Origin of the sequence: Rhizobium sp. C1 (genome assembly GCF_021026335.1) — a bacterium.
In the GTDB taxonomy this organism is placed as follows: Bacteria; Pseudomonadota; Alphaproteobacteria; order Rhizobiales; family Rhizobiaceae; genus Ensifer_A.
Genome location: NZ_JAJNCY010000001.1, coordinates 161,732 through 177,086, shown reverse-complemented (window position 1 = coordinate 177,086; position 15,355 = coordinate 161,732). Strand labels below are relative to the sequence as shown.

The window sequence follows — 15,355 nt, the reverse complement described above, 5'->3', positions numbered from 1 at the left end:
CCAGGTCCCGGGTTCTGAGCGTCCTGCCAGAGACCCGCGGTGCGGGCGACAACGGGAGACAACATCATGGACATCTCCGCAAGTCTGAGCCCGATCATCAGCGACGTGTTGCAAGCCGCCTCCGGCGATGTGATCCGGCACGGCTATTTCACCCGGCAGGGCGGCGTCTCTGAAGGCATTTATGCCGGCCTCAATGTGGGTCTGGGCTCGCGCGACACGCCGCAGCGGGTGATCGAGAACAGAGCCCGTGTCGCAGGCTGGTTCGATGCTCAGATCGAGAAACTGGCAACCGTCCACCAGATTCACTCCCCCGACGTCTTCACCGTAACGGAAAACTATGACGGCGAGCGCCCGCAGGCCGACGCTCTCGCCACGGCAACCCCTGGCATCGTCCTCGGCGTGCTGGCCGCCGACTGCGGCCCGATCCTTTTTGCCGATGCGGAAAACCGCGTCATCGGCGCGGCGCATGCCGGCTGGAAAGGTGCACTCTATGGTGTTCTGGAGAGCACGATCGATGCGATGATTGCGCTTGGCGCGAAACGCGAAACGATCACCGCCGTGCTCGGCCCCTCGATCAGCGCCGCCAACTACGAAGTCGGCCCGGAATTCGTCGAACGCTTCCTCGCCGTCGACACGGACTACGCTCGCTTCTTTACGCCGTCTGTCAATGCAGATCATTCCATGTTCGACCTGCAGGGACTGACTGTCGCGCGCCTCAAGGCCGCTGGCGTCAACGCCGCAATGACCGGACATTGTACCTATCCCGACGAAGAACGCTTTTACTCCTACCGCCGCACCACGCACCGCAAGGAACCGGATTACGGCCGTCAGATTTCCGCGATCATGCTCAGGTAAGCTAACAAAGTTTGTTAAAGCTTGTGAGAACTGCTATAAACCGAAGTCATGAAAGCCACGACCATGAAAACCCTCACCGTCTCCCTGACGCCCCACCAGGCTGCCATGATGCAAGGCGCCGTCGAAAGCGGCGGCTACGCATCGAATAGCGAGATCGTCCGAGATGCGCTTCGTCTGTGGGAGCAGCGCGAGGAAATTCGGCAGATGGAGTTGGCTCGGCTTAAAAGGGCCTACGACGAGGGAATGGCCAGCGGTGAAGGCCGCGAAGTGAGCGCCGATACGCTTCTCAAGGAATTGAAAGCGGAAGCGCGCTCAAGTGGCTAAGTACGTCTTAACCCCACGTGCAGAAGACGACTTAAGAGAGATTTGGCGTGCGATCGCAGCCGACAATGAACGGGCGGCAGACGGGTTGTTACGCCGCATTCTGGATAAGATCGAACTCGCTGGCAGCCAGCCGCACATGGGGGCTCCCCGTCATGAGCTGAGCCCCACAGCGCGGATACTGATTGAAGGGCGCTACATCGTCATCTACGAACCGATGCCATATGGTATTCTGGTGGTGGCCATCGTCTATGGCCCCCGCAGCACTGAAAACTGGTTGGGTTAAGCTGCACGAGCGTGCTGCTCCCTGATGGGTGCTCCGCAATTGCGCGGAGCAGTGTGACGACTAAGACCTGCGGAAGGCGTCGAAGTCGCCAAACGCTATTGACCGGGAGGAACAAGACCATGGCGATGCATTTCTCGGAACGGGAATATACGCAGCGGATGGACAGGCTGACGGCGCAGATGCGCGAGGAAAAGCTCGACGCGATCCTGCTCTTCGCCCAGGAAAGCATGTACTGGCTGACGGGATACGATACGTTCGGCTACTGCTTCTTCCAGACGCTCGTCGTCAAGGCTGACGGCTCAAAGGTGCTGCTGACGCGCTCCGCCGATCTGCGCCAGGCGCGCCACACCTCAAACATTTCCGATATCCGCGTCTGGGTCGATCGCGCCAATGCCGATCCCTCGGTCGACCTCAAGGACATGCTCAACGAACTCGACCTTCTCGGCGCCCGCATCGGGGTCGAGTATGACACGCATGGCATGACGGGCCACACGGCCCATCTCATCGACCGACAGCTGATGAACTTCTGTGAGGTCATCGACGCCTCGCTGCTGGTCGGCAAGCTCCGTCTCATCAAGAGCGAGGCGGAAATCGCCTTCACCACGGAAGCGGCCCGCCTTGCGGACATCGCGCTGGACGAGGCGATCCGCCTCACTCGCGCGGGCGCGAACGAGGCTGAAATCCTCTCCGCCATGCAGGCCGCGATCCTGGCCGGCGGCGGCGACTATCCGGCCAATGAATTCGTCATCGGTTCGGGCGCGGATGCGCTTCTGTGCCGCTACAAGTCCGGCCGCCGGACGCTGTCCGAACGCGATCAGCTCACCCTCGAATGGGCCGGCGCCTCCGCCCATTATCATGCCGCCATGATGCGCACGATCGTCATCGGTGCACCGGAGCCGCGCCAGACCGAGCTCTTCGAAGCCTGCCGCGATGCGATCGAGGCGATCGAACTGGTTCTGCGTCCCGGCAATACGTTCGGCACCGTCTTCGACGTCCATGCCCGCGTGATGGACGAGCGCGGCCTCGCCCGCCATCGGCTCAACGCCTGCGGCTATTCCCTCGGCGCACGTTTCTCGCCATCCTGGATGGAGCAGCAGATGTTCCATGCCGGCAATCCGCAGGAGATCGCGCCGGGCATGACGCTCTTCGTGCATATGATCATCATGGATTCCGAATCAGGTTTCGCCATGACGCTGGGCCAGACCTATCTGACGACGGAGGATGCGCCGAAGCCGCTGTCGCGCCATCCGCTGTCGCTTCTGACCGCGTGAATCGTGCAGAACCCGCTCGGGTCACCGACAATTGCAGCCTTTACATTGACATGGCGTTGACGCCAGACGTTAATGCTGCCGGGTTTGAGCCTGAACCAACAGGAGGAAGGAACAGGATGCGGCAGCTTCTCATGTCAGTGCTGGCAGCCGCTGCACTTTCATTCCTGTCCGCCTGCACGACCTCGAACCTGATGTCGCCACCCGAGTCGATCGGCGACCAAGGCCAGAAGACGGCGAGCGCGAAGAAGGGCGGGCCTCAGCCCATCGACCCGGCCGGCCAGACCAGCCTCGCCGCCGAAGAAAGCCGCAATATCGGAACGCAACAGACACCCTTCCCGACAAACGCGACGACCGCCGGCGCCGACCAGCAGCCGATGCCTGAGCAGACCGGTCCCCGCAGCCCCATGCTCGGCACGCCAGGCGGGGTTTCCGCCACGCAGAAGTCGATCTATCAGGCCTCCAGCCAGCCCGCCACACCCGGCGTTCTCGGAACCTTGCCGGCCGGCAACGGCGCAATGGGGGGCGCAGTGGGCGGTTCGATCCGCTTCCTGCCGATCATCGGCGCGCCTTTGTCCGCCGTCACGCCGCTGTCCCGCGATCTGGCCTCGAATGCTTCCGCGCGCGGCCTTTCCATCAAACCCTCCTCCGACAATTCGGCGGAGCATATGCTGAAGGGCTATTTCTCAGCCTTTGACGACGGCGCCGGCACGACCATCACCTATGTCTGGGACGTGCTCGATGCATCCGGTGCAAGGCTCACACGCCTTCAGGGCCAGGAAAAGCTTCCGGGCAAATCGTCCGATCCATGGGCAAACATTCCCCCGGATGTCATGTCGAAGATCGCCGCCGACACGATCAACCAATATATCGCATGGAAGTCGCGGCGGGGCTGAAACGCAAGAAGTACGCCGCACGACCGTCATTTTGCGGGAAAACATCACAAAACCGTCTTTACTGCTTGCATTCACAGGTAAGCGCGCTAAAAGGCCGCCATTCAGCATCATCAGGGCGGGCCATCATGAAGGTTTTCGCAGGGAACTCGAACCGGCTTTTGGCCGAAGCGATCTGCAACTATCTTAAAGTTCCCATGGGAAAGGCCACGGTTCGGCGTTTTGCGGACCAGGAAATCTTTGTCGAACTTCAGGAAAACGTGCGCGGCGAAGACATCTTCGTTGTCCAGTCGACATCCTTCCCGGCCAATGACCATTTGATGGAACTGTTGATCATGATCGACGCGTTCCGCCGTTCGTCTGCCCGCCGCATCACCGCCGTGCTTCCCTATTTCGGCTATGCCCGCCAGGACCGTCGCGCCTCCGGCCGCACACCGATCTCGGCCAAGCTTGTTGCCAACCTGATCACCGAAGCAGGGGCCGACCGCGTTCTGACGCTCGACCTGCATGCCGGCCAGATACAGGGCTTCTTCGATATTCCGACAGACAACCTCTTCGCCGCACCGATCCTCGCCCGCGACATCAAGGACCACTATGACCTCGCGAACGTCATGGTCGTCTCGCCCGATGTGGGCGGCGTGGTGCGCGCCCGCGCGCTCGCCAAGCGGCTCGACTGTCTGCTGGCCATCGTCGACAAGCGTCGCGATCGTCCGGGCGAGTCGGAAGTCATGAACATCATCGGCGACGTCACCGGCAAGGACTGCATCCTCATCGACGACATCGTCGACTCGGGCGGCACGCTCTGCAACGCGGCCGAAGCACTGCTGAAGAACGGCGCGACCAGCGTCACCGCCTATATCACCCATGGCGTTCTCTCGGGCGGCGCCGTAGCCCGCGTCAGCTCTTCGAAGCTGAAGGAACTGGTGATCACCGATACAATCCAGCCGACCACGGCCGTTCAATCCGCGCATAATATCCGCGTGATCACGGCCGCACCCCTCCTCGGCGAGGCGATCAACCGCACCAGCATGGAAGCCTCGGTTTCCAGCCTGTTCGACTGAGGCATCCCCCGCGCACCCAAACTGATTCAAACTCTCCGCAAACGGCGCTATGCCGTTGCGGATGCATTAGATTTGGGCGCGTCCGTTCACAGTCCATTAAGCCTGCACTCTAATATTCGAAATCACAGATATACATCTGCGGGGACGAGTGATGGGTGGAGCAGGAACACGAGCCGGCTTTTTGCGGCTTCGAACGGTCAAGTCGAAATTTGCAGCACTTGTCATTGGCGCCACGCTGGCCTCCTGCGCCTCGGTCGGCCTGCTCAGCTACAAGATCGGCAGCGAGGGACTGATTGAGGCCAGCAAATTCGGTCTGCAGTCGGTGGTCAATGCCCGCGCAAAGGAAATCAGCGCCTTCGACACCCGCGCCCTGCAGACCCTGGGTGAGGTTTCATCAAACGCAGCGCTCGGCGAAGTGATGGATGTGTTTCCCAACATTATCGCGAGCGAGAACGACCAGATCCGGATCGCTTTTCAGCCCGCGGGATCAAGTGCCGAGCAGCGGGCGGGCATCAGCGGTTCCGACACGAAGCTGCTCTTTGGTGTCCGCCATGCCAAGATTCATTCCGCCCTTAACGCGGTACGCAAGAACGCCCACGTCTCGGAAATCTTCGTCATCGGCCTGGACGGCGTGATCTACTACACGGTCACGAAGGGTCCCGAATTCCTGTCAAAGATGTCCGATCCCGCCAACGCCGCACTCAAGCCCTTCGTGGACAAGGCGGCGGCCGGGAAGATGACAGACGTCTACAAGACCGGCTTCATCAAGGGGGTCGATGGCGCCTTCGCAGCCTATTATATCCAGCCGCTCGCCGTGGATGTCTGGGGTACGCAGACCCTCAAGGGTGTGGTCGTCATCAAGGTGAGCCAGAGCGAATTCACATCGCTTCTGAAGCCGCAAGGCGAAGAGGCGGCGGTTCAGGACTCCTTCCTTCTTTCCGGCGACGGTATCCTGCGTGCCGGCGAAATGACAGCGACGGAGGGCGGACAGGCGCCGCCAATCCTCGCGGAGGCGGCCAAGGGCGGATCGACTGGCTCGGTCTTCGGCGACACCGTCAAAGGCAGCATGTTCTATGCCTACAAGCCCGTTGACATTGACGGACAGCCGCATCTGCTCGTTGCCGGCCAGCCGAAATCTTCAATCCTGGCCGCAGCCAACAATCTGGCGCTGATGGCGAGCATCTGTGCGCTCGCAGTTCTTGCCGTCATGGGCACCGCCGGCCTCGTCATCGCCGCGCGCCTGACCAGCCCGCTGACCACGCTGGCCGGCTTGATGAACCGCCTGAACGACGGCGAGAAGACCATTACCGTGGGCTACACCGAGCGCCGCGACGAGGTGGGCACCATGGCCCGCGCGCTGGAATCCTTCCGCCAGAGCGCCATCGACAAGGAGCGCGTCGAACGCAGCGCCGACGAACAAAGCCGCGTGTCGGAACGGGACCGGCAGGAACGCGAGGCCGAAAAGGCCCGCAGCACGGCCGAACTGGAGGCTGCTGTCTCCGCGCTTGCCACGGCCCTCAAGTCCCTGTCGGGCGGACGGCTCGACATCCGCATCGATCGCCCCTTCGTGCCGCAACTGGATCAGCTGCGCATTGACTTCAACGAATCGGTCTCCCGTCTCGAGCAGACCGTGACGGCGATCCGCACCAGCGCCGACAGCATCCAGGCAGGCGCGGCCGACCTGAAGAGCGCGTCGGAAGATCTCGCCCATCGGACCGAGCGGCAGGCTTCTTCGCTCGAAGAGGCCGCTGCCGCGCTCAGCGAAATGACCGACACCGTCAACGCCACCCGCCGCCGCTGCGAAACCGCAGACAGCGAAGCCTCGACCGCGCTAAACAACAGCCTGTCCTCCGCCAGCGTCGTCCAGCAGGCGATCGAAGCCATGGAGCGCATCGAAGCCTCCTCGTCACAGATCCGCTCGATCATCGACGTCATCGACCAGATCGCCTTCCAGACCAACCTTCTGGCCCTCAACGCGGGCGTTGAGGCCGCGCGTGCCGGCGAGGCCGGAAAGGGCTTCGCCGTCGTGGCGCAGGAGGTGCGCGAGCTGGCGCAGAAATCGGCCGCGGCCGCGCGCGATATCAACAGCATCATCGCCACCTCCGCGAGCGATGTCGAGAACGGCGTCAGTCTGGTTCTGAAGACGGGTGAAAGCCTGAAGATGATCGAAAACGGCGTGAAGACGATCCACGAGCATATCGGCGAGATGGTCGCCGCCACGCGCGATCAGTCGGTTCGGCTGCAGGAGATCAACAGCACGGTGAACGATCTCGATCACGTCACCCAGCAGAATGCCGCCATGGTCGAGGAGACCACGGCAGCAGTCTTCGGGCTTGATCGGGAATCGGCTGTTCTCACCGGCCAGGTCAGCGCTTTCACCACGTCGGACAGCATGCAGAACAGAAAGGCGGCCTGAAGGCCGCCTCACTCATCGGTTTTGGAACCCTGCGCCTGGGCACTCTTGCGGCCTCCGCCGGGATGGGAACCACACTGCCCTCAGGTCAGGCCGAGCCGCTTCACCTTGCGATGCAGCGTTGCGCGGCTGATGCCCAGCGCCTCGGCCGTGCGCGACATGTTGCCACCATTGCGGTTGATCGCCCGGCGAAGCGCCGAACGTTCAGCCTCCAGAAGATCGGTCGAGCGCGCCGGCTCACTTTCATCCAGCAGGTCAGCTGCCGGAACGCCGGCGGCCAGACGGTGATCGTCGAGGCCAAGGGCCTGACGCGCGCCGCGCGTGGCACCCAGCACGATATCGTCCCGATCGACCGCCAGGAGTGCGCCGTAACCGCTGCCCACCATGACAATACGCGCCGTCGGGAAGGCTCGGCGGAACAGATTGCCTTCGATCCTGAGCGCCGCATCGCGCACCGCATGCGACAGCATGGCCATGGTCAGTTCATTGGCATCGTCGCGGCAGGTCGAGAAATCGAGCACGCCCGAAATGCGTGCCGTGTGGTCGCGAATGGGAGCTGCGGTACAACTCAGGCCCGTGTTCGACGACAGGAAGTGCTGATCGCGGCTCACGGTGGCCGCGCGCTGATCTGCCAACGCCGTCCCGATGCCGTTGGTGCCGACGCTCGCCTCGCTCCAGACGGTTCCCGACCACAGGCCGACACCACGGAAATCCTTCTCGTCGCCAGCGGTTCCGCGCCGGTCGAGCACGACGCCGTTTCCGTCGGTCAGCAGCAGCGCATGGCCGGACCGGCCCGCCATCAGGAACAACCGGTCAAGCTCGTCGCGCGCCTCTTCGACCATCACCCGCGACCGGTCTGTCGCATCGCGAAATTCCTGCTCGGTGAGCCGGGCGGGCGACAGGTTCTGGTCGGGACTGAGCTTGTGCACGTTCATGCACCGCAGCCACGAGGCGGCAACGGGCGAACTGGCGGCCTGCGAAGACTTGCGCGCCAGCGAATAAACCTTTTCTGCATGATGGGTCATGATCAGCTCAGCTCCTCCCAAAGCTCCCGTTCAGGTTATCCTTGCTCGACATATCGAAGGATATGTCCAACGCCCCTGCCAGGTTCGTGCCGATTTCACGAAATTGCCCTGCAGAATGACATGGCCTTGCGACAAATGCATCACGACTTTTGTATACGAGTTACGAACTGTCGCAAGAATGCGCCATCTGAGACACTTGCGCGTTGACCCTGATCAATCCATTCCGGACAGCAGGGGCTTGTTCCCCTGCCCTTGCATTCCCGCACCCTTTGGAGTAAGGAGCGCCGTCCGCCTAGACACCCTTGGAGGCAAGGCGGATGAGGCTTTCTGCGAAATAGGCACAAGCTTCAGTTCGCATCGGTTCGCGATGAACGGGTGCGGGCTCTCCGCAAACGTTGAAAGGAAATACCATGAGCCACGCTTCGTACGAGCTCAAGGCCGAAAAGCGCGATCGGGCTGGTAAGGGGTCCTCCCGCGAACTGCGCCGCAACGGTCTTATCCCTGCAGTTATCTATGGCGACAAGCAGCCCCCGATTTCGATCGCTCTGTCGACCAATGAAGTCACGAAGAAGATCCACGCTGGCGGTTTCATGACCACCATCGCAACGATCGACGTCGGCGGCGAAAAGATCTCGGTTCTCCCGAAGGACTACCAGCTCGATCCGGTCCGCGACTTCACCATGCATGTCGACTTCCTCCGCGTCTCTGGCAACACCCAGGTCACGGTTGCCGTTCCGGTTCACTTCGTGAACCATGAGAAGTCCCCGGGCCTCAAGATCGGCGGCACGCTGAACGTCGTCCGTCACGAAGTTGAATTTGTCTGCCCGGCGAACGCTATTCCGGAATTCATCACGGCTGACCTCGAAGGCTTCAAGATCGGCGAAGGTGTTCACATCTCGCATATCAAGCTTCCGGCTGGCGTCACGCCCGTCATCACCGACCGCGACTTCACGATCGCTACGATCGCGACCCCGGCTGCCGGCGTCGAAGAAGCAACCGGCGAAGCTGAAGCCTGATCACCTGGCGGCCTGAGCGCCGTCCGGATGACATCAGACACGCAGTCTACTCATGGGCCCGCTCCACAATTGTGTGAGCGGGCCTTTGTTTTTTTACGATCGGCAAGAACTGTTATCTCGATATTCAAGTTCGATTAAGGCTCACATGCAAGATTACCTGCTTCATCGAAGCCAAGTCCTACCGCGCGCGAAACGGAAGCTTATGCATACTCACTCCGTGGAAAAGCGATTCCTTTTGATCATTTGTTCCGCGGTATTCGCTTTCGTGATCCCGCTCTTCGGGTTGTTTTTCTACCTGTCCGCCGAACGGACGCTGACCGAACGCAGAGAGCGGATCGACCTGACGATCTCCACCAACGCACAGGCGCTCGGTAAGCCGCTGTGGGATTTCGATATCGACAGCGCCAGAAAGGTCGCCGCTGCCATTGCGGCCGGCAACGAGATCGAGGCGGTCCATGTCCGCGACAGCTCCGGCTCCATCGCCATCAGCATCTCGACCACGGGCACGAAACACGATGTGGAACCGCGCCGCATCTCGACGCCGATCTACTACCCGTCCGTGGACGGCGACAAATATGTCGGCACGCTCGAGATCGAGGTGGACAATGGCGGCCTGATGTCGACGATCGGCAGCCGCGACATCAATTTCATGTTCATCTTCGTCTTCGCGGTCGCCATCGTCTTTCTGGCGGCCGTCATCGCAAATCGCGTCATCGTCATCCGCCCGCTCCTGCGCCTTACGGACGCCGTGATCAGCACGCGCCGCAGCGGCTATCGCCAGCGCGTCAACTGGCATTCCCGCGACGAGATGGGCCTTCTGGCCGAAAACTTCAACGAAATGCAGAGCGAACTGGCGCATGAGGAAAGCGCGCTGAAAGCGGCGCATGCCATGGTTCAGGCGGTCTACAACAAAACCCCCGCCATGCTTTACATGATTGATGCTGACGGCCGCATCGCAGCCGTCTCCGACTATTGGATGTTTGCCACCGGCTACTCCCGCGAGGAGGTCACGGGACGGCACTTCACCGAGTTCCTCGCACGCGGCGCGACATGGGACATATCTAGCAAAATCGGCCATGCGCCCTCCTCCGAGCCCAATGGCGCCACCGTCAAGTTCCAGTGCGCCGATGGCCGCATCATCGACGTTCTGATCCGTGAAACACCGATGGGAGAAACCACCGGCCCCACCAGCGTACTCTGCGTCATGACCGACGTGACGGAGCTGAAGGAAGCCGAGACGCGCAACCATCTCCAGGCCATCACCGACCATCTGACCGGTCTTCTGAACCGGCAGGGCTTCGAGGCCGCTCTCGACGGCAAGATTATGGATGCGGACAAGCGCGGCCATGAAGTCGCCTGTCTCTTCGTCGATCTCGACCGCTTCAAGTGGATCAACGACAACATGGGACACGCAGCCGGCGACGAGGTGCTGAAAGAAGTCGTCAGCCGCGCCAGCCAGCAATTGCGCCCGACCGATATCATCGCCCGTCTCGGCGGAGACGAGTTCGCAATTCTCATTTCAGCACCGGAGGCGGAAGCAATCGCCCGGGGTATTTCGGAACGTATCAAGGCGACCTTTGCCGCCCCCTTCACGCCGGACGGGGCCAGCGTGACACTGAGCGCCAGCATCGGCATCGCGCTTTACCCGCACCATGCAACCTGCGCTGCGGAACTGCTGCAAAAGTCCGACCTGGCCATGTATGCGCGCAAGCGCAACGGCAAGAACGGCACGGAAGTCTTCAACGATTCCATCGCGGATACCGCCCGTGAGCGCGCGGAACTGGAGCGCTACATCAACGAGGCGCTGGAAAACGACTGGTTCGACGCCTGGCTTCAGCCGATCTGCGACCTCAAGACCGGCCAGCCGACGAATTTCGAAGCGCTGATGCGTCTGCGTCATCCCGCGCACGGGATCCTCCCGCCGGCAAAGATCATTGCCGTTGCCGAGGAAAACGGCACGATTGAAGCCATCGGCAACGTGATCCTGAAGAAGGCCGTCGACTATCTGACCCGGATCAGCCGGATTCCGGGTCTCGAAGCGGCCTGCATGTCGATCAATTTCTCTCCTCTGCAGCTGAATGCCGACCTTCTGGCGCGCATGTCGGATATTCTGATGAAATCGGGCGTCCAGCCCGCGCGCATCGCGCTGGAGATCACCGAAGCCGTGCTGATGCGCAACAACCCCGAGATCAACATGGTGCTGCGCGGTCTGCGCGACTGCGGCATGTCCATCGCGCTCGACGATTTCGGAACCGGCTATTCCTCGCTGAGCTACCTCCACAGGTTCCCGGTCAACATCGTCAAGGTCGACCGTTCCTTCGTCGCGGCTCTTCACCCCGACAGCGCCGTTGAACGCGACAAGCCCTACCTTCTCGTCCAGGGGATCAACACCATAGCCCAGCATCTGAAATGCAAGGTCGTGGCGGAAGGGATCGAGACCCCCAGCCAGCGGGAAATTTTGAAGGACATGGGTATTCAGTACGGCCAGGGATACCTCTTCTCCCGTCCGTTGAGCATCGATGATATCGAGCAGCTTTACAATCCGACCGGCGAACGGCTGGCCGAGCTCGTCTGACACTCTATGCCAGACACCACAGCAGCTTCGCTTGCACGTCACGTCCTGCGCCACGGCCTCGTCAAGGCTCTTCTTGGCGCGCATCTCTCGCTGCTGGCGGCCGGTCTGGCGCGGGCGGAGAACATCCGCTTCGTGACCGAAACCTATCCCCCCTTCAATTATCTGGAAAACGGTCAAGTCAGGGGGGCTTCGGCAGATCAGATCAAGCTGATCATGAAGGAGGTCGACATACCCTTCTCCATCGAGGTCATGCCGTGGGCGCGGGCCATCTCGGAGGCGGAGACCGGAAACGGCGTCTGTCTGTTCACCGCCGTCCACAATCCCGAACGGGACCACCGCTTCAAATGGGTGGAGCCGCTGCTGCGAAGCCGAACGATCCTCATACACAAGACAGGATCGAAGGCAGCGCCGAAGACACTCGATGAAGCAAAATCCTATATAGTCGGCACACAGCGCGGCGACTTCACCGAAGATCTGCTGACAGAGAACAAATTTCCCAAAGTCGATCTGGCGACAGACCTCGTTCTGACATTCAAGAAGCTGATGAGCGGGCGGATCGATCTGATGCCGATGTCAGAAAAATACTACGATCAGCTGAAACGGGATGGCGCAGACATCGAATCTGTGATCACATTGTCTGAAAGTACGTATTCGATTGCCTGCAACCGAAACACGAAGGACTCTATGATCCTTCGGCTACAGCAGGTGCTGAACAATTTGATTGCCGAAGGCACGCAACGGCGAATTCTCGATACGTATGGCGTTGCCTCGGATGAAAAGACGTCCCAGTGATCGCATACGCAGAAGCACCGTCCCCGTGAGGTATCGCAATGGCAATCGTTCACCCCAGATGCAGGGGCATGAGGAAAACCGCGACATTCGGCAGATGGATGTGGGCGGCAACGTTCGGCCTCTGGTCGGCCGCCGCCCTACCCGCGTCAGGCGAATCTCTTCATCTGCTCACGGAAGACTATCCTCCTTACAACTATGAAGAAGACGGCGTGCTGAAAGGCATTGCCGTAGACCTTGTGAAAGCGGTCATGGCGGATGCCGGCCTGCAATACGAAATGACGCTGCAGCCGTGGGCACGGGCCTATAGCCTCGCTCTCAACACGCCAGGCTCTTGCGTGTTTTCGACCGTCCATACGAAGGAGCGCGCAGATCTGTTCGAGTGGGTGGAGCCGCTGTTTACAACCGAGGCCTATCTTGTCCGCAAGTCCGGATCGGGCATCCGTCCCGCCAATCTGGAGGAGGCGAAGCGTTACCTCATCGGGACTCAGCTCGGCGATTATACCGAGAACCTCCTGAAGCAGAACGGCTTTACCCGGATCGACCTCACGTCGGAGATCGACCTGAGCGTCAAGAAACTGCTCGCGGGCCGCATTGACCTGATGCCCATGGCCGCCTCCATGCTGGCCGATCTGCAGAGGCAGGGCCTTCCGGTGGAGGCAGCCGTCATTCTCAACACCAGCCTCGACGCTCTGGCCTGCAACAGGCAGACCGATGCCGATGCGCTGCGACGCATGCGCAGCAGTCTGAAAAAACTGATCGCGGACGGGACCCGGTCGGGCATATTCCAGCGTTATAATTTCGTGGAAGGTGGGCTTCTGCGCTGATTGCCGCCGACCCACCCGAGAGACGCTTGACACGGGCGACCGTTTCGCATTTCACAACGCCATCCTTGTCACATGCGCGGATCAAAGCCATGAAGATCATCGTCGGCCTGGGCAATCCCGGCCCGAAATACGCGGCCAACCGCCACAATATCGGTTTCATGGCGATCGACGCGCTGCATCGCAAGCACCCGTTCGGCCCATGGTCGAAGAAGTTCAAGGCCGAAATTTCCGAGGGCGAGATTGCCGGCGAGAAGGTTCTGCTGATGAAGCCTCAGACCTTCATGAACCTCTCCGGCGAGGCCGTGGGCGAAGCCATGCGCTTCTACAAGCTCGGCCCCGGCGACATCATCGCCATCCACGACGAACTTGACCTGCCCGCCGGCAAGGTGAAGCTCAAGGTCGGCGGCGGCCATGGCGGCCATAACGGCCTGAAGTCCATCGACGCCCATTGCGGCCGCGACTACAAGCGGCTCCGCCTCGGCATTGGCCATCCGGGCGCCAAGGAACTCGTCCACAACCATGTTCTGGGCGATTTCGCCAAGGTCGACCAAGGCTGGCTCGATGAACTGATGGACGACATCACCCTCAACGCCGAACTCCTCTTCGACGGCGACGGCTCGAAATTCATGAACAAGCTCGCCCCGCCGCCGACCAAGGCCGAGAAGAAGGACGCGTCAGCACCCAAGGCTCAGACGGCTCCGAAAGCCCAGTCCCACATCCACCAGGCCCGCAATCACAAGCCGGACCTGCCGGCAACCGGCCCCATGGCGGACATGCTGAAGCGGATGTTTGGCAAGAAGGATTGAAGAGCGGATCACTCCTCCGGCTCGGCCGTGAACATCAGCGGGAACCCGGCCTCCTTGGCCAGATCCATCGCCTCCTTGACCTTCGTCTCGGCAATATCCTTCGTATAGACGGCCACCACCGACGATCCCTTCATATGCGCCGTCAGCATGATCTTCTCGGCGGAGGAGCTATCGGCGCGGAAGACATATTTCAGAACCATCACGACAAATTCGCGCGGCGTGTAATCATCGTTGAACAACAGCACCTTGTAGAGCTTCGGCTTCTCGACCTTCGGCGTGGTCTTCACGCGCGGAGCAAGCACGACATCGTTCTCGGCCATGAGAAGACCTCCGGGGAATTTGATGCTGTTGTCCAGGATTGTTGGTCCGAACCTTTGATCGGACACCCATATTTTGGGTCATGCACGGAAAATTGCAAGAGGTCGATCAGCCGGGGCCACTTGAGCTCTCAAACCAGCCGGCATTCGTGCCCTTCGGCCCCAAGGATCCGGCTTGCGCGACGATCAAAGGTCGCAAAGACGCTGCCGCCAAGGCGCCGTCCTTCAAATGCCACAACACCATCGGCGAAGTCGCCGCCCCTCTTCATGACCGCAAGGCCAGCGGCCACGGCAGCTGTATCAACAACGACGCCTTCCGTGTCAGACCAGGCCGAGATAACCTCGATCAAGTCACTATGTGACAGCTTGTACACCCTGCTCAGAACCCAAGTCAGCTCACAAAAGACATGGGTCGGAATCACGACCTCGTTGGCGGAAAGCAGGGCTTTGGCTCTCTCGGCTTCCTCGGCGTGATCCTGGACAATGGCTCGTACCAGAATGTTCGTGTCGATGATAAAGGTCAAGAGTTGACCTTCCCGGCCCAGCCGTCCCTGATCGCTTCATCCAGTTCCTCAAGGCTGTGAACCCGGTCAGCCTTGTGAGCGAACATGCCGAACAGTTCCTGCTTCGTGTGCCGCTTGCGAGCCGGACGGACAGAAACCTCGCCCTGCTCCTCGAACGACACGTCGATCTCGTCGCCGATCTCGACGCCCAAATGTTCGCGGATGTCTTTGCGCAAAGTGACTTGACCTTTGGCCGTGATCTTCAGGCGCACCATGTGCCGAGGTTCTCCGTGTTACTCCTTTTCTTCACAGTAAGGCACTTCCACCTTACATACAAGGCTGTCCGGCCTGCCTCTTGACGCGCGGAGGCCTATCCCGCATAGGCAACGCAATCATTTCA

General features: G+C 60.8%; 16 protein-coding genes. 12 read left to right on the top strand and 4 right to left on the bottom strand.

Annotated features, from left to right (window positions below; all coding sequences use genetic code 11):
• The first annotated feature begins 66 nt into the window (after positions 1 to 66).
• The 7 genes from pgeF to LQK83_RS00805 all read left to right on the top strand — a co-directional run bounded on the left by pgeF (position 67) and on the right by LQK83_RS00805 (position 7,100).
• The gene (gene pgeF, locus LQK83_RS00835) at positions 67 to 855 is read left to right on the top strand and encodes a peptidoglycan editing factor PgeF (RefSeq protein WP_230835398.1); all 789 of its coding nucleotides are present in this window, start codon (positions 67 to 69) and stop codon (positions 853 to 855) included.
• A 48-nt stretch (positions 856 to 903) separates the two neighbouring features.
• Positions 904 to 1,179 carry a type II toxin-antitoxin system ParD family antitoxin gene (locus tag LQK83_RS00830; RefSeq protein WP_442966674.1) on the top strand — a complete coding sequence of 92 codons (276 nt, stop codon included), beginning with the start codon at positions 904 to 906 and terminating at the stop codon, positions 1,177 to 1,179.
• Positions 1,172 to 1,462, top strand: coding sequence for a type II toxin-antitoxin system RelE/ParE family toxin (locus LQK83_RS00825; RefSeq protein ID WP_230835397.1), 291 nt, complete (start codon positions 1,172 to 1,174; stop codon positions 1,460 to 1,462). Before LQK83_RS00830 ends, LQK83_RS00825 begins: the two co-directional genes overlap by 8 nt.
• A 119-nt stretch (positions 1,463 to 1,581) precedes the next feature.
• Positions 1,582 to 2,733, top strand: a complete 1,152-nt coding sequence (locus tag LQK83_RS00820) for a M24 family metallopeptidase (RefSeq protein WP_230835396.1) — start codon at positions 1,582 to 1,584, stop codon at positions 2,731 to 2,733.
• A 116-nt stretch (positions 2,734 to 2,849) separates the two neighbouring features.
• Positions 2,850 to 3,626, top strand: a complete 777-nt coding sequence (locus LQK83_RS00815) for a hypothetical protein (protein ID WP_230835395.1) — start codon at positions 2,850 to 2,852, stop codon at positions 3,624 to 3,626.
• A 125-nt stretch (positions 3,627 to 3,751) separates the two neighbouring features.
• Positions 3,752 to 4,684 (top strand): ribose-phosphate pyrophosphokinase, encoded by a 933-nt coding sequence (locus tag LQK83_RS00810; RefSeq protein ID WP_230835394.1) that lies wholly within the window; start codon positions 3,752 to 3,754, stop codon positions 4,682 to 4,684.
• A gap of 151 nt (positions 4,685 to 4,835) precedes the next feature.
• A complete protein-coding gene (locus LQK83_RS00805) occupies positions 4,836 to 7,100 on the top strand; it encodes a methyl-accepting chemotaxis protein (RefSeq protein WP_230835393.1) in 2,265 nt (754 codons plus the stop codon).
• A gap of 80 nt (positions 7,101 to 7,180) precedes the next feature.
• Here the strand turns inward: LQK83_RS00805 and LQK83_RS00800 are convergent, their stop codons facing one another.
• Positions 7,181 to 8,122 carry a helix-turn-helix domain-containing protein gene (locus LQK83_RS00800; protein WP_230835392.1) on the bottom strand — a complete coding sequence of 314 codons (942 nt, stop codon included), beginning with the start codon at positions 8,120 to 8,122 and terminating at the stop codon, positions 7,181 to 7,183.
• Between the two features lie 410 nt (positions 8,123 to 8,532).
• On the opposite strand from LQK83_RS00800, the gene LQK83_RS00795 reads away from it, so the two are divergent.
• The 5 genes from LQK83_RS00795 to pth all read left to right on the top strand — a co-directional run bounded on the left by LQK83_RS00795 (position 8,533) and on the right by pth (position 14,135).
• Positions 8,533 to 9,138 (top strand): 50S ribosomal protein L25/general stress protein Ctc, encoded by a 606-nt coding sequence (locus tag LQK83_RS00795; protein WP_230835391.1) that lies wholly within the window; start codon positions 8,533 to 8,535, stop codon positions 9,136 to 9,138.
• Positions 9,139 to 9,403: 265 nt separating this feature from the next.
• A complete protein-coding gene (locus LQK83_RS00790) occupies positions 9,404 to 11,713 on the top strand; it encodes a putative bifunctional diguanylate cyclase/phosphodiesterase (protein ID WP_230835390.1) in 2,310 nt (769 codons plus the stop codon).
• A 6-nt stretch (positions 11,714 to 11,719) separates the two neighbouring features.
• Complete coding sequence (locus tag LQK83_RS00785; protein WP_230835389.1) at positions 11,720 to 12,505, top strand: substrate-binding periplasmic protein; 786 nt, start codon at positions 11,720 to 11,722, stop codon at positions 12,503 to 12,505.
• A 68-nt stretch (positions 12,506 to 12,573) separates the two neighbouring features.
• Complete coding sequence (locus LQK83_RS00780) at positions 12,574 to 13,329, top strand: substrate-binding periplasmic protein (protein ID WP_230835388.1); 756 nt, start codon at positions 12,574 to 12,576, stop codon at positions 13,327 to 13,329.
• An 89-nt stretch (positions 13,330 to 13,418) separates the two neighbouring features.
• Entirely contained in the window at positions 13,419 to 14,135 is a 717-nt protein-coding gene (pth, locus tag LQK83_RS00775) for an aminoacyl-tRNA hydrolase (protein ID WP_230835387.1), read from the top strand.
• Between the two features lie 8 nt (positions 14,136 to 14,143).
• On the opposite strand, the gene LQK83_RS00770 is transcribed toward pth, so the two are convergent.
• The 3 genes from LQK83_RS00770 to LQK83_RS00760 form a co-directional block, all read right to left on the bottom strand.
• Positions 14,144 to 14,455 carry an ATP-dependent Clp protease adaptor ClpS gene (locus tag LQK83_RS00770; protein WP_109857096.1) on the bottom strand — a complete coding sequence of 104 codons (312 nt, stop codon included), beginning with the start codon at positions 14,453 to 14,455 and terminating at the stop codon, positions 14,144 to 14,146.
• Positions 14,456 to 14,583: 128 nt separating this feature from the next.
• Complete coding sequence (locus LQK83_RS00765; protein WP_230835386.1) at positions 14,584 to 14,976, bottom strand: type II toxin-antitoxin system VapC family toxin; 393 nt, start codon at positions 14,974 to 14,976, stop codon at positions 14,584 to 14,586.
• Complete coding sequence (locus LQK83_RS00760; protein ID WP_230835385.1) at positions 14,973 to 15,230, bottom strand: AbrB/MazE/SpoVT family DNA-binding domain-containing protein; 258 nt, start codon at positions 15,228 to 15,230, stop codon at positions 14,973 to 14,975. Before LQK83_RS00760 ends, LQK83_RS00765 begins: the two co-directional genes overlap by 4 nt.
• Between the last annotated feature and the right edge of the window lie 125 nt (positions 15,231 to 15,355).